20 protein-coding genes and 2 tRNA genes are annotated in these 24,429 nt (G+C 63.2%); 10 read left to right on the top strand and 12 right to left on the bottom strand.

The features are described 5' to 3' along the window. Positions 1-2 precede the first annotated feature (2 nt). The 5 genes from AC0J5Z_RS08500 to AC0J5Z_RS08480 form a co-directional block, all read right to left on the bottom strand. Positions 3-1,574, bottom strand: a complete 1,572-nt coding sequence (locus AC0J5Z_RS08500) for a Na+/H+ antiporter (protein WP_475038690.1) — start codon at positions 1,572-1,574, stop codon at positions 3-5. 92 nt (positions 1,575-1,666) lie between these two features. Next, entirely contained in the window at positions 1,667-2,323 is a 657-nt protein-coding gene (locus tag AC0J5Z_RS08495) for an NAD(P)-binding oxidoreductase (RefSeq protein ID WP_475038689.1), read from the bottom strand. A gap of 65 nt (positions 2,324-2,388) precedes the next feature. Continuing rightward, positions 2,389-2,462, bottom strand: a tRNA-Met gene (locus AC0J5Z_RS08490). A gap of 61 nt (positions 2,463-2,523) precedes the next feature. Then, a tRNA-Thr gene (locus AC0J5Z_RS08485) sits at positions 2,524-2,595 on the bottom strand. A gap of 152 nt (positions 2,596-2,747) precedes the next feature. Beyond that, positions 2,748-3,227: a LysM peptidoglycan-binding domain-containing protein gene (locus tag AC0J5Z_RS08480; protein WP_475038688.1), complete on the bottom strand. Its 480-nt coding sequence runs from the start codon at positions 3,225-3,227 to the stop codon at positions 2,748-2,750. A 342-nt stretch (positions 3,228-3,569) separates the two neighbouring features. On the opposite strand from AC0J5Z_RS08480, the gene AC0J5Z_RS08475 reads away from it, so the two are divergent. Together AC0J5Z_RS08475 and AC0J5Z_RS08470 are read left to right on the top strand one after the other, a co-directional pair. Continuing rightward, positions 3,570-4,247 (top strand): hypothetical protein, encoded by a 678-nt coding sequence (locus AC0J5Z_RS08475; protein WP_475038687.1) that lies wholly within the window; start codon positions 3,570-3,572, stop codon positions 4,245-4,247. 26 nt (positions 4,248-4,273) lie between these two features. Beyond that, positions 4,274-4,621, top strand: a complete 348-nt coding sequence (locus AC0J5Z_RS08470) for a hypothetical protein (RefSeq protein WP_475038686.1) — start codon at positions 4,274-4,276, stop codon at positions 4,619-4,621. Between the two features lie 328 nt (positions 4,622-4,949). Here AC0J5Z_RS08470 and AC0J5Z_RS08465 read toward each other — a convergent pair whose 3' ends face one another. From AC0J5Z_RS08465 to AC0J5Z_RS08450, 4 genes are all read right to left on the bottom strand, one after another. After that, positions 4,950-7,121 (bottom strand): DEAD/DEAH box helicase, encoded by a 2,172-nt coding sequence (locus AC0J5Z_RS08465; protein ID WP_475038685.1) that lies wholly within the window; start codon positions 7,119-7,121, stop codon positions 4,950-4,952. Positions 7,122-7,516: 395 nt separating this feature from the next. Continuing rightward, the gene (locus AC0J5Z_RS08460) at positions 7,517-8,170 is read right to left on the bottom strand and encodes an MOSC domain-containing protein (protein WP_475038684.1); all 654 of its coding nucleotides are present in this window, start codon (positions 8,168-8,170) and stop codon (positions 7,517-7,519) included. A 32-nt stretch (positions 8,171-8,202) separates the two neighbouring features. Further along, a complete protein-coding gene (locus AC0J5Z_RS08455; RefSeq protein WP_475039626.1) occupies positions 8,203-8,877 on the bottom strand; it encodes a response regulator in 675 nt (224 codons plus the stop codon). Further along, positions 8,874-10,400 (bottom strand): sensor histidine kinase, encoded by a 1,527-nt coding sequence (locus AC0J5Z_RS08450; protein WP_475038683.1) that lies wholly within the window; start codon positions 10,398-10,400, stop codon positions 8,874-8,876. The genes AC0J5Z_RS08455 and AC0J5Z_RS08450 overlap by 4 nt, the downstream gene beginning before the upstream one ends. A 150-nt stretch (positions 10,401-10,550) precedes the next feature. Here AC0J5Z_RS08450 and AC0J5Z_RS08445 point away from each other — a divergent pair, with 150 nt between their 5' ends. The 4 genes from AC0J5Z_RS08445 to AC0J5Z_RS08430 are packed head-to-tail and all read left to right on the top strand — an operon-like array spanning position 10,551 to position 15,195. Beyond that, entirely contained in the window at positions 10,551-11,246 is a 696-nt protein-coding gene (locus AC0J5Z_RS08445) for a Tat pathway signal protein (protein WP_475038682.1), read from the top strand. 2 nt (positions 11,247-11,248) lie between these two features. Beyond that, entirely contained in the window at positions 11,249-12,454 is a 1,206-nt protein-coding gene (locus AC0J5Z_RS08440; protein ID WP_475038681.1) for a glutathionylspermidine synthase family protein, read from the top strand. Then, positions 12,451-13,977 (top strand): APC family permease, encoded by a 1,527-nt coding sequence (locus tag AC0J5Z_RS08435; RefSeq protein WP_475038680.1) that lies wholly within the window; start codon positions 12,451-12,453, stop codon positions 13,975-13,977. The genes AC0J5Z_RS08440 and AC0J5Z_RS08435 overlap by 4 nt, the downstream gene beginning before the upstream one ends. Positions 13,978-14,019: 42 nt before the next feature. Continuing rightward, complete coding sequence (locus AC0J5Z_RS08430) at positions 14,020-15,195, top strand: acyl-CoA dehydrogenase family protein (protein ID WP_475038679.1); 1,176 nt, start codon at positions 14,020-14,022, stop codon at positions 15,193-15,195. A gap of 38 nt (positions 15,196-15,233) precedes the next feature. Here the strand turns inward: AC0J5Z_RS08430 and AC0J5Z_RS08425 are convergent, their stop codons facing one another. Next, entirely contained in the window at positions 15,234-15,878 is a 645-nt protein-coding gene (locus tag AC0J5Z_RS08425; RefSeq protein ID WP_475038678.1) for a TetR/AcrR family transcriptional regulator, read from the bottom strand. 149 nt (positions 15,879-16,027) lie between these two features. Between AC0J5Z_RS08425 and AC0J5Z_RS08420 the strand changes: the two genes are divergently transcribed. From AC0J5Z_RS08420 to AC0J5Z_RS08405, 4 genes are read left to right on the top strand one after another with little or no spacing between them, the layout of a single operon-like run. Beyond that, complete coding sequence (locus AC0J5Z_RS08420) at positions 16,028-17,362, top strand: ABC transporter substrate-binding protein (RefSeq protein ID WP_475038677.1); 1,335 nt, start codon at positions 16,028-16,030, stop codon at positions 17,360-17,362. After that, positions 17,359-18,306 carry a carbohydrate ABC transporter permease gene (locus AC0J5Z_RS08415; RefSeq protein WP_475038676.1) on the top strand — a complete coding sequence of 316 codons (948 nt, stop codon included), beginning with the start codon at positions 17,359-17,361 and terminating at the stop codon, positions 18,304-18,306. The genes AC0J5Z_RS08420 and AC0J5Z_RS08415 overlap by 4 nt, the downstream gene beginning before the upstream one ends. Next, the gene (locus AC0J5Z_RS08410; RefSeq protein WP_475038675.1) at positions 18,303-19,217 is read left to right on the top strand and encodes a carbohydrate ABC transporter permease; all 915 of its coding nucleotides are present in this window, start codon (positions 18,303-18,305) and stop codon (positions 19,215-19,217) included. Before AC0J5Z_RS08415 ends, AC0J5Z_RS08410 begins: the two co-directional genes overlap by 4 nt. Beyond that, complete coding sequence (locus tag AC0J5Z_RS08405; RefSeq protein ID WP_475038674.1) at positions 19,217-22,324, top strand: glycoside hydrolase family 2 TIM barrel-domain containing protein; 3,108 nt, start codon at positions 19,217-19,219, stop codon at positions 22,322-22,324. Before AC0J5Z_RS08410 ends, AC0J5Z_RS08405 begins: the two co-directional genes overlap by 1 nt. A gap of 73 nt (positions 22,325-22,397) precedes the next feature. Here AC0J5Z_RS08405 and AC0J5Z_RS08400 read toward each other — a convergent pair whose 3' ends face one another. Together AC0J5Z_RS08400 and AC0J5Z_RS08395 are read right to left on the bottom strand one after the other, a co-directional pair. Then, a complete protein-coding gene (locus tag AC0J5Z_RS08400; protein ID WP_475038673.1) occupies positions 22,398-23,810 on the bottom strand; it encodes an MFS transporter in 1,413 nt (470 codons plus the stop codon). Beyond that, entirely contained in the window at positions 23,807-24,358 is a 552-nt protein-coding gene (locus tag AC0J5Z_RS08395; RefSeq protein ID WP_475038672.1) for a winged helix-turn-helix transcriptional regulator, read from the bottom strand. The genes AC0J5Z_RS08400 and AC0J5Z_RS08395 overlap by 4 nt, the downstream gene beginning before the upstream one ends. Between the last annotated feature and the right edge of the window lie 71 nt (positions 24,359-24,429).

The following is a 24,429-nucleotide window of genomic DNA, read 5'->3' as shown; positions in this document are numbered from 1 at the left end:
ACCTAGTCCGGCATGGACATCGTCCGCAGGTCCAATTGTCGGAGGACCCTGTCAGCCACTTCCGGATCCGTCCCTGGCTCGTTACGGGCTGCCACCACTTCCTGGCGGGCGGCATCGAGGGCTATGGTCTGCACGGCAATGGACAGTTCCCGTCCGCGCTTGCGCTTCTCAGCAACGGATTCGTTCTGCAGGGTGCCGTCCAGCAGCTCAGCATGAAGGCGGCGCATCTTGTCCTTGACCAGGTTCACCTTCTCGGCAGGGAGTTCCTTCATGAGGTCGTGGTCCTTCAGCGCGGCCACGGCTGCGGATTGGGCCCGCTTGGCCAGGACCTTGGCGGCATCCTGTTCATGCGATCCGTCCTCCGTCGCGTCCAGGACGCGCATGAGCCACGGCAGCGTGAGCCCGGGGAGGACCAAGGTGGCCAGGAGCACCGCGCAGGCAATCACGAGAATCTCGTGCCGTGCCGGGAAGTCGCTGCCATCCGGGAGGGTCATGGGGAGGGCCAGGGCGAGCGCCAAGGTGGCAAGGCCGCGCATGCCGCACCATGTCAGGATCAGCACTTCCTTGGGCGAGGTCGGTTGCAACAGGTTTCTGCGCTTACGCGCGGTCAGGGCGAGGAGGCCCAGCCACAGGAAGCGCACCACGAACACCAGGACGCAGATCACCACGGCCATGCCGATCATCCCGAAAATGGCAGTGCCTTCGTCCCGGATGACGTGACGGATCTCCAGCCCCACCAACCCAAAGGCCAGTCCGGTGGCCAGCAACTCCACCACGTCCCAAAAGGCGGTGCGCGTAATGCGCTCAGCAGCGTCCTGCGGCCGCGTATGGCGCTGCAGTTCCAGGGCGGTGACGACGACGGCCACCACACCTGAGGCGTGCAGCTCTTCCGCGAGGATGTACGCGGCGAAAGGAACCACCAGGGTCACGGCGCTGCGGGCGACCATGGAGGCCACCAGCTTGGTGATGAACTTGGTCAGCCAGCCCATCGCGATGCCAATCACAACAGCCAGCGCCGCACCGATGACAAACTGCGGAATGACTTCCGGGCCCACGTCCTTGCCGGACATCGTTGCGGCCACCGCGGCCTGGAAGATCACGATTGCCGCGGCGTCGTTGAACAGTCCCTCGCTCTGGAGAACCGTGATGAGCCGGCGAGGCATGTGCACGCGGCCAGCTACGGACTCCACGGCAACGGGGTCCGGCGGCGCCACCATGGCACCCAGGGCAATGGCAGCCGGGATACCGATGCCCGGAATCATGAGCCAGGCAGCGCCAGCCACGACTGCCGTGGACACCACCACCAGAGCCACAGCCATCAGCAGCAGTGTCCGCCAGCGGACACGGAAAACAGCCCAGGAACTCTTTTGAGCTGTGGCGAACAGCAAGGGCGGAAGGAAGATCGGCAGGATCAGTTCGGGCGAGATCTCAAACTCGGGGAAACCCGGAATGAAGGTGAGCGCAACAGCCAGGAGCAGCATCAGGACCGGGTAGGGAAGCCGGAGCCTGTCCCCCAAGCCCACTGCCACCACCGTTGCAAGCAACAACCCGACAATGAGCGCCAACTGATCCATTTTCCTGCTTCCCCAGATGTTGTACGGCACTTCCCCAGGCCAAGCCGAAAAAGTTCCCTACCAACATATCCCGGTGCACAGCAGGGGCAGCGTCAGTCCTCCGTGAGGGCGTCTACAACATCGTCGGTTCCATCTTTGAAGGTGATGGTCCGGTGGATGGTCCCCGGTAGCTCCAGGACGGCCGCTGTCACCAAGGCCACGTTAGCCCTGGACGTCTCCGTGCCGTTGCCGGGGTTGGCTGGATCCGTTTCGATCAGACCGGTGGCAGGTTCCTCGGTCAAAGTTCCCGGGCCCAGGACTGTCCAGTCGAGGTCTGTGCTGCGCAGGTAGTCGTCTGCCGCCGCTTTGGCCTCCGCATAGGCGAAGAACGGGTGGTCGTCGGGAACGCCGTGATCCTTGGCGGCGCCGATGTAGGAAACCATCACATAGCGCTTGACGCCGGCTTCGGCCGCCGCGTCCATTGAACGGATGGCCGCGTCACGATCAACGGCGTAGGTCCTGGCAGGATTTCCTCCCCCGGCCCCAGCCGACCAGACCAGGGCGTCGCGGCCCTTGAACGCCTTGGCGAGTTCCGCCGTCGTCGAATTTTCCACGTCCAGCACTTCAGCAGTTGCGCCGGTCTCCGTGACATCTGCCACATGATCGGGATTTCGGATGAAAGACGTGACGTCGTGACCTTCGCCACTAAGAATGCGGGACAGATGCAGGGCCACTTTCCCGTGGCCGCCAATGATTGCGATTCGGCTCATGGACCCATTCTGTCCCACCGAACGAAAAAAGACCCCGCAGGCGAAAGCTGCGGGGTCTTGCTCTGTAGCGGTGGGGAGGCTCGATCTCCCGACCTCACGATTATGAGTCGTGCGCTCTAACCAACTGAGCTACACCGCCACGAATGAGAAAAACCTGTGTCAAGCCGGTCAAAACCGCCTTGACACAGGCCCTCATCCAGAGCCCCCCACCGGAATCGATCCGGTGACCTCGTTCTTACCAAGAACGCGCTCTACCACTGAGCTAGGGGGGCAACGAGTAAATACTCTACCGGACGTTTTCAGAAGCTACAAATCGGCGAAAAAACGCGGAAAAACGGCCCCGACACAATTTGCGAAGACGCAGATTTCCTGATCCATTTTTCGCTCCGGAGGCGATCGCTGTCCGCTCCGGTAGCGGCGGAAATCAGGGCAGGCGAAGTACCTGCCCGGGGTAGATCTGGTCCGGATTGGGCACGGTGTCTGCGTTGGTGGCGATGAGGGCTCCAAGGTCCACACCGTACTGAGCAGCGATCCCGTTCATGGTGTCTCCCTGCTCGACCACAACCTCAGTGACCCGCGGTGCCACTGGACTCGGCTGACCGGTCCCTGCGGCGGCCTCTGAGGCGGCCTCCTGCGCCTGCAGCTGGACTTCCGGGGCCTCGGGCTCCAAGCCCTCCTGCTCGGCCTCCTGCACTGCTGCGGCGTCCGCAGCCGCCTGCTGCCGGGCTGCCTGCGCGGCGGCAGCCTCCGCAGCGGCCTTGTCCGCAGCGGAAACCTCGACGGCGGCAGCATCCTCTGCTGCCTGGCTCGCCGCACTCTGGTCTATCGGAGCTGTCTCGCTCTTTTCGCCGGCGTCCTTGGCGCCGAAGCCCAGGTTCTTCTTCACGTTGTCCAGCAATCCCATGAGGTGATAGTACGGCGGTGCAGTGGCCGACGTCACCCCGGTTCTGCTCGAAATGCCCGGGTGGGTTCCACAACGTCGCAAGGGGTCGTTCGTGAACCCCACTAAAGTGGTCTCTGGGAGGACCCATCTCGCGGAGGGTTGTGTAGCGTTTGGCGCACCTTCAGCGGGCAGTTTCGGAGCGGGGCATATGGGAATCCAGGACTGCCCGAGCGGTGGAGATTCCGATAAACGCGGCTTAGGGTGGTGCGCTGACCGGAGGTGTAACCAAGGAAACTCGGTCCGCCAGATTGCCGAACACTTGTGTTCTGCGTCACGATTCAACTGTGGCCGCCACTACATGGTATGAAAAACATTCGGAAGACACTTCTGCTTGCCTTCGCTACTTTTACGATAGTTTCCGCAACAGTCTCTGCGCCCGCCCAAGCGGCGCCACCGCCGCCAGGCTACCCATCCAACGAAGTTATGGGCTATGGCCAGGGAAGCGCCGCAAATTACCCAATCCGACGAGGCTTCTACGATTCCGATGCCAACCAAGGTTTCGGCTTTGACAAAGCATGGTGGAAGCACGGCATCTATAGCGTCGGCGCGATCTCATGGGCCATGGGTGGAACAGAACGCTGGTGGGAAGGAACTGACTTCCTCACGCGCGTTTACGCCAACAAGATCACATGCGATTCGTTTGGTTGCCAAGTTGACGCCTCGCAACCTGTCAAGACGGTGACCGGAACGCAGTCCGTCACTACCTACTATGGTCAACCCGTATATGGACAGCTCGGCCTTAAGACCATTTACTGCGAGGGATACATCGTCTGTCCCTGGTGGGTCACTGGAGCCATGGACGGAACTCTTAGTCGCAGCACAGCGGGTACCGAGTCTGCTGATAAGAAGGTCCAGCCAACAAGCCCCGGCTCCCTTTACATCAGCTATGAGCCGCTTGCAGTAGGTTCAACGGTCGACCGGTCCGATCTCGATAAGCAGCAGAAGAAGATCAAGCAAGCCGACTTGTCGGCTACCAAATAGACCCGATCAACCCGGAGGAGGAACCAGTGGACGACGGGATGAAACTCGACGTGTGGATGAAAGCATTTGCAGACGGGTTCTCCGATACTTCTTCTCGGTCCCTCGGTACCATACGCTACCGGGCTGTAAGACCACTTGCCCCCGATGTGCTTGTTCTAGTTTACGAAGACTGGGAGAAGCACCTCAGCGCGAGAGCTTACCGCGTGGCCGACCTCAACGAGTTCCATGGGCTTCCTCGCGAAGTAGTCCGAAGCATTGTAGTTAGTGAGCTCATCGAACCAACGGCCCACGGAAGGACAGTGGATACGGAACGGTTAAAGGGCCTTAATGCCGAGTTTCCTGGCTTGGAATGGATCGGTGAAATACCAACCTAGAATCTGACGGCTCTGCCGGATTCACAAGGCAAGAGGGGGTGGGCGGCGAAACTCTGGCCGCCCGCCCTTTCCGATTCTGGGATATGTCTCTTCAAAGGTTCTAAGGGGTCAAAGGATGCGGTGACTAAGCTCCGGGTACTCCTTTGGTCCCGGAGGATTAAGTGTAGTGCCTGGCCGATCGGCTGAAACTGCGCCGCTAGCGGATCCCCTACGGGACAGCCTCCGTCCCGGAAGTAGCCCCGGAGCAAGGGGTTAAACGCGTGAGGGGGCCGGCTCGAAAGCCGACCCCCTCACGGGAACTACTTAGTGATGATCACCAAGAGAGTGTTTACCACTTGCCCTTGCGGTTGAAGTCGCGGTTTGCGCCTTCGCCACCGGTGCGGGGCTTGCGGGCGCCGTCACCATGACCGCCGAAGCGTGAACCGCTGGCCTGACCGCGATCGCGGTCGCCGTAGCTGCCTGCAGTGCGCTCGGAACGGTCGCTGTAGGAGCGGCCGCCACGGTCAGCGGAGGTACGCTCGCCGTCGGACTTGCGGAAGTCCTTCTTGAAGCCACCGGCGCCCTTGAAGTTTCCGCCGCCACGGTTTTCGCGATCGCCATAGCCGCCACGTCCACCACCCTGGTAGCTGCCACGGTCGCCGCTGGGCTTGCGGCCGTTGTCCAGTTCGAGGTTGATCAGCTCGCCGCCGATACGGGTGCGGGACAGTGAGCGCAACTGCTCGGGGCTCAGGTCTGCCGGGAGCTCCACCAAGGAGTGGTCCGAGCGGATATCGATGCCGCCGATCTGTGCGGAGGAGATGCCGCCTTCGTTGGCAATGGCGCCAACGATGGAGCCCGGCATGACGCGCTGGCGGCGTCCCACGGAGATCCGGTAGGTGGCGTTGCCCTCGGTGAGTGCACGGGTCGGGCCACGGGAACCGAAGCCGTCCTTGGAGCGCTCACGCTTCTGGTACTCAGGAGCTGCAGGCAGTTCCTTGACCAGCAGCGGCTGTCCACCCTGGGCCATGACAGCCAAGGCTGCAGCGATTTCCGACGCCGGAACGTTGTGCTCTTCCTCGTAGGAGGAGATGAGATCGCGGAATGCTGCAACGTCCTCGGACTCGAGGGTCTCTGTGATGCGCTCGGCGAACTTGCCCAGGCGCAGCGTGTTGACGGTCTCCGCAGTCGGGAGGTGCATCTGCTCTACCGGCTGGCGCGTGGCCTTTTCGATGGAACGCAGCAAGTATTTCTCACGCGGCGTCATGAAGAGGATGGCGTCACCGGAACGGCCTGCACGGCCCGTGCGGCCAATGCGGTGCACGTAGGACTCGGTGTCGTGGGGGATGTCGTAGTTGATCACGTGGCTGATGCGCTCAACGTCAAGGCCACGGGCCGCGACGTCGGTAGCAACCAGGATGTCGATGCGGCCTTCCTTCAGCGCGTCCACAGTGCGTTCGCGCTGCTGCTGCGGGATGTCGCCGTTGATGGCGGCAGCCTGGAAACCGCGGGCCTTGAGCTTGTCGGCCAGGTCCTCGGTAGCCATCTTGGTGCGCACGAAGGCGATAACGCCGTCGAATTCTTCAACCTCGAGGATGCGGGTGAGGGCGTCCAGCTTGTGCGGGCCCATGACCTGAAGGTAGCGCTGCTTGGTGTTGGCGCCGGTGGTGGTCTTGGACTTCACCGAGATCTCGGCCGGGTTGTTCAGGTACTGCTTGGACATGCGGCGGATCTGGCCCGGCATGGTGGCAGAGAACAGCGCAACCTGGCGGGTTTCCGGAGTCTGCTGGAAGATCTGCTCTACGTCATCGGCAAAGCCCATGCGCAGCATCTCGTCAGCTTCATCCAGTACCAGGTACTGAAGTTCGGACAGGTCCAGGGAACCCTTGGCGATGTGGTCGATCACGCGGCCGGGGGTACCGACAACAACCTGCGCACCGCGGCGCAGGCCTGCGAGCTGGGGACCGTAAGCCGAGCCACCGTAAACCGGGAGCACGGTGAAATCATCAATGTGCTTGGCGTAGGAGGTGAAAGCTTCCGCAACCTGGAGAGCCAGTTCACGCGTCGGAGCCAGGACCAGGGCCTGGGTCTTGCGGGACGGGCCGTTGAGGTCATGAAGTTCGGCCAGGCGGGACAGCGCAGGAACAGCGAAAGCTGCGGTCTTGCCGGTACCTGTCTGGGCAAGGCCAACTACATCGCGGCCTTCGAGGAGCAGCGGGATGGTGGCTGCCTGGATGGGGGACGGCTTCTCGTAGCCGACGTCCTGCAGGGCGGCCAGAACGCGTCCGTCGATGCCAAGATCGACGAAGCGGACGCCTTCTTCTTCCTCTTCTTCTGCCTTCGGGGCAGGAGCTTCGGTGAAGGCGGGGGCTGCAGTCTGCGCTGCAGCGGTCTCGACGGGGGCAGCGGCGGCAGCCGGTGCTTCAGCTTCGGCGGGTGCGGAGGTCTCTGCTACATCAGCGGACTCAGCGGTCGCTACATCAGCGGCCTGGGCGTCGAAGTTTTCGTTGAGATTTTCGGTCATAGGGGGAAATTCCTCATCCATAGGGCAGTCGGCGCGGCCCGGTTGGGCTTGGCCGCATTACTCGTCGCGAGAAACAGGAAAAGGTGCCCTGCTTTCGCAAGAAGTCCGGCGCTATCGCAATCCCATGGCAGGACTTCCCGCTGCATCTCTTGGCTGCTATCCCAGCAGTCTGTACAGCGTTTTCTTTAGCCGGCTCTCCCTATGAAAATGCCCGCACACATTTGCGGGCCCCAACACTTACCAGTCCTGCCTCAAGAATTGGGCAGGATAAAGGGATTTCCGGAGTGGGGGATATTTCAAGTGTAGGGCACAAAGTGCCATCACCGCGAGTTGAGAGTCCTCGAAGACCGGGTGAGCTTGTTCACACCGCCCTGGAAGGCTCCCCAGCCAAGGTTCTAGAGACCGTTTCTCCGAAGCACCTTTTCGAAGACCGGGTGGTAGTCCTCCTGCAAACGGATCTCCCCATCGGCGTCCGCATCCAGCAGGATCTGTACCAGTTCAGGGGTGGGCTCGCTGAACCACTGGCCCACCGTGATGCCGTGTTTGGGGATGAAGGTGCGGTGAATGTGGTCACCCGCGGAGATGGTGCCTGTCTTGATCACCCGGAGGTAAGTGCCAACCCGACCGGCCTGAGTGAATCGCTTCACCCACTGCGGCTCACCGATCACCCTTTGGAACGTTGCGCACGGGACGCGCGGGGAAGTAACTTCCACTTCCACGTCCAAGCCAATCTTCCAGCGTTCCCCGATGACCGCGCCGGTGGTTTCGATTCCGGCTACGCGCAGGTTCTCTCCGAAGAGGCCTGCGGGCAGCTCCTTCTGCAACTCACCTGACCAGTAGTCCGCATCCGCCTGCGAATAGGCGTACAGGGCTTGGTCCTCCCCGCCGTGATCCACCCGGCTTGCCTGCACATCCCCGTGAAGCCCAAGTTTGTGCACCTTGACAGGCCCCACAACGGGACGCTTGTCAATGGCAGTGACTCCCACGCTGCCCGGATCGGGCAGCAACTGGTGGACACGGCAGACGGCCAGGAGGGATGCGGTGTTCATGAACACCAGTGTACGGATCAGCGCAGCCCGCGCTAAGGGTCGAACCTGTAGCCCATGCCCGCTTCCGTGTGAAGATGGCGAGGTTCGGCAGGATCGCGCTCCAACTTGCGCCGCAGCTGGGCTATGTACACCCTCAGGTACTGCGTTTCCTTTGCGTAGGCCTGCCCCCAGACCTGGGTGAGGATCTGCTGCTGGCTCACCAGCTTCCCCTTATTGCGGACCAGCAGTTCCAGGATGTTCCATTCCGTCGGCGTCAGGCGAACTTCCGAGCCATCCTTGACAATCTTCTTGCCCGCCAGGTCCACCATGAAGTCGGTTGTGGCCAACGTGGGTTCCTCATGTTCCGTAACTACACGGCGTGAGGCGACCCGAAGCCGCGCAAGAAGTTCATCCAAGCCGAAAGGCTTGGTCACATAGTCGTCCGCACCGGCGTCGAGCGCTTCAACCTTGTCCTCCGAGGCGTGCCGGGCGGACAGCACAATGATCGGCATACTGCTCCAGCCGCGGATGCGGCGGATGATCTCCACGCCATCCATGTCCGGCAGGCCGAGGTCCAGCACCACGATCTCCACCGGCTGCTTGGCAGCGGCATGCAGGGCGTCTGCGCCGTTTCCCACAGTGAGTGCCTGGTAGCCGTGGGCCTGGAGGGTGACCTGCATTGCCCTGGCGATACGGGCTTCATCCTCAACGATCAGCACCAGCGTCACTGCGGGCCCCCGGTCCACAGCGGCAAGGTGACCACCATGGTCAGGCCGCCGCCCGGCGTCGGCTCCGCAGCGAGCCTGCCGCCCATGGCCTCGCTGAACCCCTTGGCGACCGCTAGTCCCAAGCCGATCCCGCCACCAGCGCTGATTCCGCCCCCGGGTGCGGGCGACGATGAATCACCAAAGCGCTGGAACGGCTGGAAAATATCCACCACTTCCTTGTGCCCTACTCCCCTGCCGTGATCAACGATCCTCAGTTCGCTGGCGGGCCTGTCGCCCAGGGTGATGCCGGCACCCGCCCGGGCTGTCAGGACCACGTCGGAGTCCGGCGCGTACTTCACGGCGTTCTCCACGATGTTCGCGACAACGCGTTCGAGCATTCCGACATCGGCCTGCACCGGGGGAAGGTTTGGTGGCAGTTCGTTGCGCAAGCGATCCCGTGAGATTCCCCGCAGGGCGTCGGGCAGCACCTCAGCCCACACAATGCCGGTCAACAAGGGATTGACCGCGTCCGCCGTGATGCGTGACATGTCCAGGAGGTTGTCCACCAAGTGGTCCAGGCGGTCCGCATAATCCTCGATGGTCTCCAGCAATTCCCGCTCGACGTCCGGCGGAAACTTCACGTCCTCCTGGCGCAGGCTGCTCACAGCGAGTTTGATCCCGGCCAACGGCGTCCGAAGGTCATGCGATACAGCGCGCAGGATGGACGTCCGCATCTTGTTACCCTCGGCCAACCGCACGTTGTCCCGCCGGCTCTTCACCAGCTGCTGCCTATCCCGGACGGCCACCACGAAAGCACCGAACGCGGCCAGCATCCGTTGATGTTGGGACGACAAAGGACCGCCGCGCAGCAACAGTGTGTAGTGGGGATCGACGACGGCGGAGTGATCGGCGGCGGCATGGGTCACCGGCGGATTGGGGCCGGCACTCGCCAGGACACGCCACTCGGGCTGCCCGCCCGGCGATGGCGGCGACACGTGCGACCGGGAACCGAGCAGCGTCACCGCTTCCATGCCCAGATTGCTTCGGACTTTTTCGAGGAACGATTCCAGGCTTCCATCCGAGCTAAGGATGCGCAGGGCCAGCTCACTGAGTGCCGTCGCCTCAGCCCCGGAGCGCGCGGCTTCCTGCGCCCGGCGGCTGGCAAGGCCCACTGCGAGCGCCACGCCACAAGCCACCGCAAGGAAAACCACCAAGGTGAACAAGGTGGTGGGGTCGGCAATGGATAGCGAACCCACAGGGTCCGCGGAGAAGTAGTTCAGGAGGACGCTGCCCAGCACGGCGGCAACCACTGCCGGCCACAAACCGCCGATCGCGGCGATTGCCACCGCAACGGCAAGCTGCAGCAGCATGATCATGGCGAAGTTGCGGAAGTTGAGGACAGTGACCAGAAGTTCGACGGCGGGAGGCAGCAACACTGCCAGGACCATGCCGGTGTTCACACGGCCCTGGCCGATGCCCCGAATCGGCGGAAGCCGCAGCAGCATGCCGTCGTCGCCGTTGTTGTGTGTCTCAGGTGCCGCCATGGCTACATCCTTACATGTTCCCACGTGGGCAGTTCTCCCCATTTGGGTCCGCTACCCGTGCCTGTACCGCGCACAGGGACTAGGCTTGCTCTGAGCATTCTGGTCCGGCGTGGCGCCGGACACTTCTACGGTCTATCCAGGGGGATACACATGGGCCCGAAAGACAGCCCTGACGCAGCCGGCAACAATGGCAGCGGCAGGGACAACAATGGCGAATTCGGAGCGGGCAATCAGCCCAAGCCTCCTCCCTGGCAGGTGCCCAAGCCTGAGCTCCACCCTGAGCTGTTCACGCCCGTGGAAAGCAACCCCGAGCAGGGCAGCGCGGGGAAGAGCAACAAAGGACGCGCCGGGGCATCCCAAGCCGGGTCCGGAGCACCCCAGCCCGGCCAACCCCTCCCCGTCGTTGACCCCTTCGCCAAGGAACGCGAACGCGGCGAGGCCGAGGCAGCAAAGAAGAAGAAACGTTCGCAGCGCCGCACCGTCGTCGTGGGTTTGGGCGTGACTGCCCTGCTGGCTGGAACCATTACCGCCATCGTGGCCAGCAACGAGCAGGAGGCTGACTACGCACAAGTCTGTTTCAACGAGGAAACCGGCGAGCGCGTAGACGACAACCAGTGCGATAACAGCAGCTCGGCCGGCCGCAGTTCAGCAATATATGCCTGGTACTTCTACTCCCGTGGATCCAGTGTGCCCGCCGTGGGGCAGAACCGCAGCGCCTACCCGAGCTACACCAAGACAGTACCTGCGGGGGCCAAGTCCTCCACGGGCTACAGCACCAAGGGCGGCACGGTCAGCCGCGGCGGCTTCGGGAGCAGCTCCAAAAGCGGCGGAAGCTCGGGAGGCTAAACGTGCGTCGACTGCCCTCCGAGCCCAGACCGGACTGGAAGCAAAAGATCGAAGAACAGGGCTTGGTATTCTCCACCACCACCATGCCCGATGGCCGCAAAATCGAATACTGGAACGAATCGGCATACTACGAATTCACCATGGACGAGGTGGAAACCCTCGAGAAGACCGCCGAGGACATGCACATCATGTGCTTGGAGGCAGCGAAGTACTTGGCCACCGGAGCCATGGGAGATATCGGCATCGGGCAGCAGGCTTTGGAACTCGCCGGCGAGTCACTGCTGGCCGCGGACATGGATATCTACGGTCGCTTCGACTTCATCTATGACGGCAAGGGCGGCCCGGCCAAGATGCTGGAGTACAACGCCGATACCCCCACGGGTCTGATCGAAGCATCGGTGGCCCAGTGGTTCTGGCTGCAGGACGTCTTTCCGGAAAAGGACCAATGGAACGGAATTCATGAGGCCCTGATCCGGCAATGGAAGAAGCTGCAGTTCCGGACCGGCATGAGCACCCTGCACGTTGCCCACTCGGAGGCGGAGGAATCCGGCGAGGACTGGATGACTGCGGCCTACATGCGGGATGTAGCGAGCCAAGGCGGATGGACCACCATCGGCATCAACATGTCCGATATTGGCTGGGACCCCAACCTGAACCGGTTCGTGGACCTGGACAACTTCATGATCAGCACCATGTTCAAGCTGTACCCGTGGGAGCTCATGATGAAGGAACCGTTCGGTCAACGGCTTCTGCAACGTGCCCACAACCCCCGTTGGGTTGAGCCGGCGTGGAAGATGCTGCTGTCCAACAAAGCCCTCCTGGCTGCGCTGTGGCATCTCTATCCCAACCACCAGAACCTGCTGCCTGCCTACCTCGGCGATCCGGGTCCGCTCAAAGAATGGGTGGCCAAGCCACTGCACGGACGCGAAGGCGACAACATCCGGATCCACGCCCCGGGCATCGAAATCCAGCAACCCGGTGGCTACGGTCGTGAAGGCTGGTGCTTCCAGCAGTACCACTCCCTCCCCGACTTCGACGGAAACCACCCTGTCCTGGGTCTCTGGGTTGTGGACGGCGAATCCGTCGGCTGCGGCATCCGGGAATCCGACGGGCCCATCACGGACTACTTCTGCCGCTTTGTTCCCAATACCATCGACGCCCCGGCGCCTGTCGCGCCCCCTGCTACTTCCTACGGAGCTGCACTATGAGCACTGAAACCTCGACGCCGGGTGGCGGCTCAGCGGGCGGCGACCGTACCGCCGTCGTACCTCCCAAAGGCCTTCACGCCGGGATCCTGGACCTCGGCGACTCCGTCATGCTGGGCCTGGCATCCACCGCGCCCGTCTATTCGTTGGCCGCCACGTTGGGGCTCATTGTTGCCGTCAATGGAAACTACACTCCCCTGATCCTGATCCTCGGTTTCATCCCGGTGCTGTTCATCGCCTACGCGTTCCGTGAGCTCAACAGCGCCATGCCGGACTGCGGGACTACGTTCTTCTGGGCGCGCAAAGCCTTCGGTCCCTGGGCCGGTTGGCTGGGTGGCTGGGGCGTGGCACTCGCGGGGATCGTGGTGTTGGCCAACCTCGCTCAAATTGCGGGCAAGTATCTGTGGCTGCTGATCGGCGACGGTTCCCTGGCCGATAACAAGTGGTTGGTGACGGCTACAGGCGTGCTGTTCATCGCGTTCATGACGTATGTGAACAATCGCGGCATCCGGCTGGGCGAACACGTCCAGCGCACCCTGACCTACATCCAGTACATTTCGCTGGGCATTTTCGCAGTGGCCATCATCTTCCGGATCGCCGGTGGAGCGCCTGAAGGCCAAGCCTTCGACTTCGAATGGTTCAACCCCGCCGGCGCCTTTGCCGACCCCGGCGCAGTGGTTCACGGGGTGCTGCTGGCACTGTTCATCTATTGGGGCTGGGACACGTGCCTGGCACTCAACGAAGAGACCGAGAACCCTGCCAAGACCCCCGGCCGTGGCGCTGTCATCTCGGCCTCTGTCCTGGTGGCGATCTACGTTTCCGTGGCGCTCCTGGTAATGATGTACGCCACGATCGGTACCGACGGTATTGGTCTGGGCAACGAAGCCAACCAGGACGATGTCTTCCTGGCCATGAAGGACGTTGTGTTGGGTCCTTGGGGCTGGTTGATCATCGTGGCCGTGCTGGCGTCCGTCCTGTCCTCTACCCAGACCACCATCCTCCCGACCGCCCGCGGAACCCTGTCCATGGGTGTCAACGGTGCGCTGCCGCCACGATTCGGGAAGGTCCACGAACGCTTCATGACGCCGGGCTTCTCCACGCAGGTGATGGGTGCCGTGGCCGTGGTGTACTACGTGGCCATGAGCTTCCTGAGCGAGAACCTCCTCTCGGACTCCATCAGCGCCATCAGCCTGTTCATCGCGTTCTACTACGCGCTGACCGGCTTCAGCTGTGTATGGTTCTTCCGGTCTACGCTCCGGGAATCCGCCAGGAACCTGTGGTTCCGGGGCATCCTTCCGTTCCTCGGTGCGCTGTCCCTCACCGCCGCGTTCTTCATCTCAGCCGTCCAGATGTGGGACCCGGCGTACGGGGACACTCAGATCTTCGGCATAGGCGGGGCGTTCGTCAGCGGAGTGCTGCTCCTGGCCCTGGGCGTCGTGCTGGCCATCGTATGCCGCTTCGCCCCCTCCACCCGGGGCTACTTCACGGGTGAACGGGCCGACGTTGGAGTGGTCCGCGGCGAGTAACCTGTGCTGCCGGCCGGCGGGTTAGCCACCTAGGATGCTGGAATGAGCGATTCAACGACGAACACCTCCGACGTCCTTGCCCTCGATTCCCTGCTGACTGCGGACGAGCTGACCCTCCGCGACCGGGTCCGCGACTACACCGCACAACGGATCCGTCCGAACATCGCCCGCTGGTACGAGGACGCCGTCTTTCCCCTGGAAATCGCGCCGGAATTGGGCGAGCTCGGCGTCTTGGGCATGCACCTGGAGGGTTACGGCTGCCCCGGCCGGACCGCCGTCGAATACGGCCTGGCAGCTATGGAACTTGAGGCCGGCGATTCTGGGATTCGCACGTTCGTCTCGGTCCAGGGTTCCCTTGCCATGACGGCCATTTACAAGTGGGGCTCGGAGGCGCAGAAAGAGCAGTGGCTGCCGAGGATGGCCGCCGGCGAGCTGATCGGCTGCTTCGCCCTGACGGAGCCGACGGCGGGGTCGGACCCGTCATCCATGACCACCTTCGCACGCGAAACGGCCGACGGTTGGGTCCTGGACGGTGCCAAGCGCTGGATTGGCCTCGCCTCCATCGCGGACGTCATGGTGGTGTGGGCCAACACTGAGGATGGAATCCGCGGGTTCCTTGTTCCCGCCGGGACGGCCGGTGTGACCTCAACGCCGATTGAGCCGAAGCTCTCCATGCGCGCGTCCATTCAATGCGATGTGAAGTTCGACGGCGTGAGGCTGGGTCCTGACGCTATGCTCCCGGGTGCCATGGGGCTTCGAGGACCCTTCTCCTGCCTGAACGAGGCGCGCTACGGCATCGCGTGGGGTGCCATGGGAGCGGCGCGCGACTCCTATGAAGCTGCACTGGAGTACGCCGGAAACAGACTCCAGTTCGGCCGTCCGTTGGCCGGCTACCAGTTGACCCAGGAGAAACTCGTGAACATGCTGGTGGAGATCCAGAAGGGCACCATGCTGGCCCTTCACCTGGGCCGGTTGAAGGACGCCGGCCACCTACAGCCCCAGCAGATTTCCTTGGGCAAGCTGAACAACGTCCGCGAAGCCATCAAGATCGCCCGGGAGGCCCGCACCATCCTGGGCGGTAACGGCGTCACACTGGATCACTCACCGCTGCGGCACGCCAACAACCTTGAGTCGGTGCGGACTTACGAGGGCACGGATGAGGTCCACACCTTGATTCTGGGTCAGCACATCACGGGCATCGGGGCTTTCCGCGGCTAGCCCCCCAACTACGTCGCATTAAAGCGCGTTTTGGGCGCTCAAAACGCGCTCAGCTGCGACTCAGTTGGGTGAGGGGGGTCGGGGAGGACCACCAGCTTGAAGTAGCCGCGCAGGCCCTTCACCACGTCCACTTGGTCGGGGGCCAGCAGCCATTGCGTTTGAAGCCCGTCCCACAGTGCAACCAAGGACATGGCGGCTTCATCAGGATCAATGCCGGGCCGCAGCCTGCCCTCGGCGGCCAGCTCAGCAAAGCGCCGCGCGTAGCTCTTGCGCAGACGTTTGAAGCGCTCGGTGAAGTAAGACCGCCCGGGATGCGAATCAGTGACGGACTCCGCGCACAGAACGGTGTACAGCTCAATCACCCCTGGAATGTCCTCGTTGTAGACCGCCGTCCGGATCACCGAGTCCACCAGGCCTTCCTCCATGTCATCAGGGAAAGCATCGCCGGTGATTTCGTCGCGGCGTTCCAAGACTGCCATTAGGAGATCGCGCTTGGACGGGAAATAGTGCAGCAGGCTGGTTTGGCTCAGTCCTGCCCGGTCGGCGACGTCCTGCAGCGATCCACCACGGTAGCCGTGGGCAGCAAACACCTCATGGGCGGCGTCCAAGATGGTCCGGCGCCGTTCTTCGGATTTCGCGTAGGGGCCACGCCGCGCTGCGCGACCCACGTCCTTTGTGGTCATGGCTAGCCAGTGTACATGCGTGTTACGGCTCAAATATGAAATTCGAGTGACTACTCGAATTTTCTGTTAGCGTGGTCACACTTGCCGCGGCGGGACCCACGAACCCAAGCCCGCGTCATCGTCAACCTGACACGAAGAGGTGAAGGCTCATGACCCGATTCACGCGAAGACAACTTTTGGGCGCAGGCCTGGGAACAGCAGCCATGGGCCTGCTGACCGGGTGCGCTACTCCAGGAACACAGTCCGTCAACGCTGCACCCACGATTCCCGCCGCCGGCGAGCCCGTGAGGCTCACCTATTGGGCGTGGCTCAAGGACTTCCAGAACGTTGCCGACGTCTGGAACGCGGCGAACCCCGGTATCCAGGTGGACGTGGTGTGGATCCCGGGAGGCAACGCCGGCGGCTACCAGAAGCTCTACTCGGCCCTGGCCGCGGGAGGCGGACCGGACCTGGCCCAAGTTGAGCTGCGGTCCATCCCCGAGTTCATGCTCGTCAACGGCCTGGTGGATGTGTCCCGCTACGGCGCCAATGACCACGCCCACTTGTACCACCCCACTCTGTGGAAGCAAGTCAGCTACACGGGTGGCGTCTACGGCATCCCCCAGGATTCCGGCCCAATGGGCATGTTCTACCAGCCGGCCATCCTGGACAAGGTAGGCGCAACCACTCCGAGAACGTGGGACGAATGGGCTGCCTTGGCCGCCGAACTGCGGGCAGTGGACAGCTACCTGGACTGCTTCCCCATCAACGACGCCTCTCCCTTCGCCTCTTTCGCAGGGCAAGCCGGAGCACAGTGGTTGCGCCCCGAGGAGGACGGCTGGGTCATCAACATGACCGACGACGCCACGCTCAACACCGCGCGCTTCTTCGACAAAGCGATCGACGACGACCTCGTCACCACCGCGTACGGTGCCTTCTCGCCGGGCTGGTTCGCAGCAGCCGGCAAGGGCGGCATTGCCTCGACCATTACCGGCAGCTGGGGCGATGCCCTGATCCAGGGTGTCAGCGGCTCCGAAGGAAAATGGCGAGTCGCCCCGATGCCCATTTGGGGCGATAAAGGCTTCGGTTCCAGCTACCTCGGTGGTTCTACAGCGGCAGTCCTTGCCAACAGTAAGCACCCTAAAGAAGCACTGGACTTCGCCGTCTGGCTGACTACGTCCAAAGAAGGAATTGACGCCGAGATCAAGAACAGCGGCATCGGCTGGTCACCCAACCCCGACTTCATCGGCACCGATCGACAGCAACCGTCGGCGTTCTTCGGCGGCCAGCGCTACAACGAGGAAGTCTTCGTCCCCGCCACCCAACAGCAGAACCCTGACTGGTCATGGTGGCCGGTAACCCAGCAGTCCTTCAACATCCTCAGCGACGGTTTCCGCAAGAAGGCCTTCGGCACCTCATTGGTGGATTCCGTTGCTGCTTCCGAGCAACAGATCATCACCGTTTTCAAGAACAAGGGCCTCACCATCCGGAAGGAAACGGCATGACGACCACCCGCACCGCGCCCACCGTGCAGAGTCCCGCCGCACCAAGCCGTCCCGGCAAGCGGACCGGTGCTGCCGCACGCGCGCCCTGGCTCCTGCTGGCACCGTTCCTGGGACTCTTTGTCCTCACCTTCCTGCTGCCCATTGTTGTGGCCATCATGTCCAGCTTCACCAAGGTGACCCGCAGCGGACTCTTCGGCGAGGCAGGCGTGACCAGCGAGTTCGCCGGTTTCGCCAACTACGCCCAGGCCCTGGCAGACGGCAGCTTCGTCGCATCCATCGGCCGAATGCTGCTGTTCGGGGTAGTCCAAGTGCCCGTCATGATCGTCCTCTGCACGGCACTTGCCCTCATGTTGGAATCGGCCTCGGCAAAGTGGCCGGGCTTCTTCCGTGCCGCATACTTCCTCCCTTACGGCGTGCCGGGGGTCATCGCCACCATCCTGTGGTCCTTCCTGTACGTGCCCGGCCTCAGCCCATTGTTTGACGCGGCCAAGATTGTTGGCCTGACCCCGGATTTCCTCGGCGCGAACAGCGTGCTCTGGTCCATCGCGAACATCGTCACGTGGAGCTACACGGGCTACAACATGCTGATCATTGTGGCGCAGCTGAAAGCCATCCCGGTGGAACTCTACGAGGCCGCAAAGGTGGATGGTGCCTCCACGTGGCGCGTTGCCCGGAGCATCCAGCTCCCCCTGATTCGTCCGGCCCTCATGCTCACCACCGTGTTTTCCATCATCGGCACCTTGCAGCTCTTCGCTGAGGCGCAAGTCCTCAAGACGGTGGCTCCGGCAATCGACAGCCAATACACGCCGAACCTCAGCGCCTACACAACGGCCTTTGCCTACAACGACTACAACGTCGCAGCAGCCCAGTCGGTCATCATCGCCGTGGCCGCTTTTGCCCTTTCCTTCGCCTTCCTCGCACTGACGAACAGGAAGTCCTCATGACCGCCACCGCCACGAAGCCGACCACCACCGCCGTCCGCAGCAAACCATCGGCAGGCCCGGACCGTTCAGCCGGACGACGGCGGTCATCCACTATCATCGTCACCGCACTTTTGGTGGTGGTTGCCTTGTACTTCCTGATTCCCGTGTACTGGGTGTTCGTCGCCTCCACCAAGTCCACAGAGGACCTCTTCTCCACGAATGGCTTTTGGTTCGCTCCCACGTTCTCTTTGTGGGAAAACATCGGCCGTGTTGTCAGCTACGACAATGGCATTTTTGGGCATTGGTTCTTGAACTCGGCGATCTATGCAGGCATCGGCGCGCTCCTGGCCACGTACTTTGCGGCAGCCGGTGGCTATGCCCTGGCCAAGTACGAGTTCCGGGGCCGGAACCTGGTGTTCGGCACCATCCTGGGCGGCGTGCTGGTTCCCGGCACGGCCACTGCCCTGCCGCTCTTCCTGCTGTTCAGCCAGATGGGCCTGGCGAACACCTACTGGAGTGTCCTGCTGCCATCGTTGGTCTCCCCTTTCGGGCTGTTCCTTTGCCGCATCTATGCCCAAGCCACTGTTGATACCTCGCTGATCGAGGCCGCCAGGATCGACGGTGCCGGAGAGCTCCGCATCTTCCACACCATTGGGCTCAAGGTACTGACGCCGGCTCTGGTCACCGTGTTCCTGTTCCAGCTGGTGGGCATCTGGAACAACTACTTCCTGCCGCTGGTCATGCTGTCCGACTCTGAGCTCTACCCCATCACCCTCGGCCTGAACAACTGGCTCAGCCAGGTTGACCGTTTGCCCGAATTCTATGAATTGACCACCGGCGGGGTGCTGCTTTCCATCATTCCGCTCAGCATCGCCATGGTTGTCCTGCAGCGCTTCTGGCGCGGCGGGCTGACAGAAGGAGCCGTTAAGTAATGACCACGACCGCCAACTACATCACTGATACCGGTCCCGGCACCGGCAAGAGACTCCCCGCCCGCTCCTGGCTACACACAAACGCGCCTACCGTGTCCCTGAATGGCCACTGGCGCTTCCGGCTTCTTCCGGGTGCACCTGGAACCCCGGGCGGACGGGGCGTCCTTCCCGCAGGCGAGGGCATCGAAGGCGTCGCCGAAGAAGCTTTGGATGATTCCAGCTGGGACCAGATCCCGGTTCCCGCGCACTGGGTCCTGGAGGGCGATGGCCGCTACGGGCGTCCGATGTACACCAACGTACAGTTCCCCTTCCCCATGGACGCACCCCACGTCCCGGACGAGAACCCCACTGGCGACTACCGCCGCACGTTCGATGTACCGGAAACTTGGAGCGACGCCCAGAGGATCGTGCTGAGGTTCGACGGCGTCGAATCCCGGTACAAAGTGTGGCTCAACGGCCTCGAAATCGGCGTTGGCACGGGCAGCCGGCTGGCCCAGGAATTCGATGTCACGGATGCAGTGCGTCCAGGACACAATGTGCTGGCCGTTCGTGTCCATCAATGGTCCGCATCAAGCTACATCGAGGACCAGGACCAGTGGTGGATGCCGGGTATCTTCCGCGACGTAACGCTCCAGGCCCGCCCGAAGAAGGGTATCGACGACGTCTGGCTGCGTACGTCCTACACCTCCGGCTCCGGCGTCATTGACCCCGAGATCACAGCGGGTGAGGCCGCCTATCCGTTGCGGTTGTCCGTCCCGGAACTGAACGTCGACGTCGTCTGGACCTCCCCGGCCGACGTCGCCCCGGTGGCGATCACCGCCGTCGAACCTTGGTCCGCGGAGATCCCGCGCCTCTACAACGCAACGGTGGCCAGCGAAGGCGAGACCGTTTCGCTGCGCCTGGGCTTCCGTACGGTGGAGATCAAGGGTGACCAGTTCCTGGTAAATGGCCGACGCGTGGTGTTCCATGGCGTGAACAGGCATGAGACGCATCCGGACCGGGGCCGCGTGTTCGACGAAGATTTTGCCCGCGCCGACCTTGCCTTGATGAAGCAGTTCAACGTCAACGCGATCCGCACCAGCCATTACCCGCCGCATCCTCGTTTGCTGGACATCGCCGACGAGATGGGCTTCTGGGTGATCCTGGAATGCGACCTCGAGACCCACGGCTTTGAACGGCACGGCTGGGTGGGCAACCCCAGCGACGATCCCGCGTGGCGTGAAGCCTATGTGGACCGTATTGAACGCACGGTGGAACGGGACAAGAACCACCCTTCAATCGTCATGTGGTCCCTCGGCAACGAGTCCGGGACAGGAGCCAACCTCGCGGCGATGTCCGCTTGGACGCATGCCCGCGATGCCAGCCGGCCCGTGCACTACGAAGGCGACTACACGGGGGCCTACACCGATGTCTACTCGCGGATGTATTCCTCCGTGCCGGAAACCGAAGCGATCGGCCGCGACGATTCCGGCTCGCTCCTGCTCGGCTGCTCCGCGGCGGAATCGGCTCGGCAGCGCACCAAACCCTTCATCCTGTGCGAGTACGTCCACGCCATGGGCAACGGCCCCGGCGCAATCGACCAGTACGAGGACCTGGTGGACCGCTACGCGCGGCTCCATGGCGGATTCGTCTGGGAGTGGCGGGATCACGGAATCCGCACCACAACGAACGATGGTACGGAGTTTTTCGCCTACGGCGGCGACTTTGGCGAGGTAGTCCACGACGGCAACTTCGTCATGGACGGCATGGTCCTCTCCGACTCCACGCCGAGCCCGGGGCTTTTCGAGTACAAGCAGATCGTCGCTCCCCTGCGCTTGGGCTTCAGCACGGAAAACCACGACGGCGGCACTCGCCGCCTCGTCTCCGTCGCGAACCTGCGGCACACGGCGGACGCATCCGACGTCGTGCTGCGCTGGCGCACCGAAGTGGATGGCATCCTGGGTGCCTCCGGAGAGCTCGACATTGTCACTGCAGCGGGCGCCTCGCTCGCCGCTGGGGAGTCGGCGCTGATCGAGTTGCCTGAGTTCGACGTTGTGGAGGCCGGTGTAGTGAAGTCCGGCTCCGGAATTTGCGAGCAGTGGCTGACCGTGGAGGTGGCGCTCCGCAAGGACACCGTATGGGCGGAGGCCGGGCATGTCATCTCTGCCGCGCAACTGGAACTGACCGAAGCACGTCCCCGGCTCACGGCGCCCCGGCCTTTGACGTCGGTGGACCGTGCCGCTGAAGTGGTTGAAGGTACCGTGACGCTGGGCCCTGCCCGCTTCGAGGACGGTCGGCTGGTCTCGCTGGCCGGGCTGTCGGTGTCCGGGCCGCGGCTGGAGTTGTGGCGCGCCCCCACGGACAACGATGCCGGTGCCGGCCGAGGCAGCTACGACCTCGCCGACCCGTGGCTCAACAACGGCAACGGCATTCCGGCTCCGTCCATGGAAACCGTCTGGCGGGCTGCTGGTTTGGACCGGCTCACGGCACGGGTGGAGAAGCTCTCTGCAAGCGAAAGCAACGTAGTGGCCCTCACCCGATACGCCGCGGCCGACGCCGCACATTGGGTCTCTATGGAGGAGAACTGGCAACTGTCCGACGGGGAGCTGTGGCTCCGCCTGGACATCGTTCCGAGCGCGGGGTGGGACATCATCTGGCCGCGGGTGGGCGTCCGGTTCGACCTGCCCGGAGCTGTGGACGGTGCCTCGTGGTTCGGCGCCGGTCCCCGTGAGTCGTACCCGGACAGCATGCATGCCACGCTTGTAGGCCGCTACTCGGCGGGCATCGATGAGCTGGTGGTGAACTACGCCAAGCCGCAGGAATCGGGACACCGGAGCGCTGTCCGGACGCTGGAGCTGCAAAAGGGCGGCAACCCGTGGCTGCAGCTCGACGCAGTAGCAGACTCCCGTGGCCGCCTGCCCGGTTTCACACTCTCCCGTCACACAGCCCACGAGGTCTCCGAGGCCGGGCATCCGCACGAGTTGCCGCCCAGCCAAGGCAGCTACCTGTACCTCGACGCCGCCCAGCACGGGCTGGGGTCCAGGGCGTGCGGACCTGACGTCTGGCCGGACTACGCCCTGCGCCCGGAGGCCCGGACGCTGGCATTCCGGATCACCGAAGCAGGCTAGAACCCTCGTTGTGGGGCCCGCTCTGCGTGCTTTCGGGCACAAATAGCGCGCAGAGCGGGCCCCACAACCGCCATTAGGCAACCGCCACGGGTTCCTTCTTCGTGGCATCCTTGCGGATGGTGGCACTGATCACCGCGGCCACCGTGCACATGGCAGCTGCGCCGAGCCAGGCGTAGTTGTAGTGCCCGGTTGCATCGCGGATGAACCCGGCCAAGAGCGCGGCTACGGCAGCTCCGAGCTGGTGGGCTGCGAACACCCAGCCGAAGACAACGGAACCGTCGGCGCCGAACACAGAGCGGCAGATCGCGGCGGTGGGAGGCACGGTGGCAACCCAGTCGAGCCCGTAGACCACCACGAAGATGATCATGCTCGGCTCCACGGATGAGCCCAGCAGCAGCGGCAGCACCAGCAGGCCGATCCCCCTGAACTGGTAGTACACGGCCAGCAGGACCTTGGGGTTGAAGCGGTCAGTCAGCCAACCGGAGGCAATGGTCCCCACGATGTCGAAAATCCCGACGACGGCCAGCAAACCTGCCGCCGTGGTTTCGGGCATGCCGTGATCGTGTGCCGACGGAATGAAGTGCGTGCCTATAAGACCGTTGGTGGTGGCACCGCAGATCGCGAACCCCGCAGCCAAGGCCCAGAACGTACGGACTTTGCTGGCCCGTTTCAGGACCTGCAGGGCACGGATCGCGGCGTTGGGTGAATCGCCTGAGCCGGGCGACGGGACCACTGCGGCGGGCTTGACTGGCGTCGTCGCATTTGTTCCGGCGTCGGCGGTTTTAGCGTCAGGTTCCTCGGCACCGTACGGCAACACCCCGACGTCGGCGGGTGAGTTCCGCAGCCAACGCAGCACCAGCGGGACCACGGCGAGCGCACCCGCCGCGATGAGCAAGGATGCACCGCGCCAGCCCGGGTTCTGGGCAAGCGCCGCAATGAAGGGCAGGAACACCAACTGTCCGGCGGCACTGCCTGCGGTCAGGATGCCAATGACCAGGCCACGGCTCTTGGCGAACCAGGTGTTGGCGATGGTGGCGGCGAAAACCAGGGCCATGGAGCCGGTGCCCAGGCCAATCAGCAGCCCCCAGGTGAGCAGGATCTGCCAGGACTGGTTCACGAAGACCGTCAGTGCTGAGCCGAGCCCGATGAGGCAGAGAGCCAGCGAGGTGACCTTGCGGATGCCGAAGCGTTCCATCAGGGCCGCTGCGAACGGGGCCGTTAGGCCGAACAAGACCAGGTTGATGCTCACGGCCAGGGACAGCACCGTGGTGGACCAGCCGAATTCCTCCTGCAGCGGGACCATGAGCACGCCGGGCGCCGCACGGAAGCCTGCTGCTCCCACCAGTGCCAGGAAGGCAACTGCAGCCACGATCCAGGCGGGGTGGAGACGGCGGTTTTTGCCGGCGGGAGTTTTGCCGTTGCTTGTTTTGCCAGCAGGTGTCCCGGGGTTTTCGGGGGGTGCCCCGGTGACGTCGGGAGCGGTCATGCGGGGATCTCCGTTTCAGGGGAAGCTGTGGTGCGGGTTTCAGCTGTGGTTCGGGTTTCAAGGGGTGCAACGGCGAGCGGGAGTGGATGCTCGCTGCGTTTGAAGCTGTGCCAGCTTGTGTTGGCGGCGGTCAGCCGCGCGCCGCAGTTGGTGCATGTATCCGCCGACAACGTGGCTTGCCCGCAGTCAGTGTGGATGACCTTCATGTGGGACACCTCGTTGGGAGCGTCCAGGTGTTTCTCGGCCCAGATGATGATGGCGTTAAGCACCGGAAGCGCATCTTCGCCTTTGGGTGTGAGGATGTATTCCTGCCGCGTGCGGGCGCCGTCGTGATACGGGCGCTGGGCGAGCAGTCCGGCGTCGAGGAGCCATCCCAAGCGTTTACTGAGGACATTGTCGGCCACCTCGAGGCGCTGCTTAATGGCATCGAATCGGCCGTTGCCGAAGAAGATCTCCCGCAGGACCAGGCTCCCCCACGGGTCGCCAAGGACATCCAGGCCACGGGCAAGGCTGCACGTGCGCGCAGACCAGTCGGAACGAAGAGGCATGCGCTCAAACTAGCTGACTTCTCTAAAGAAAGCTCGATCCGAGACGGTGCAGCAAGACACGCCCCGTCGGT

The organism is Paenarthrobacter sp. TRD_SC_7, from assembly GCF_056156245.1.
This window is presented reverse-complemented; position numbering and strand designations above follow the sequence as displayed.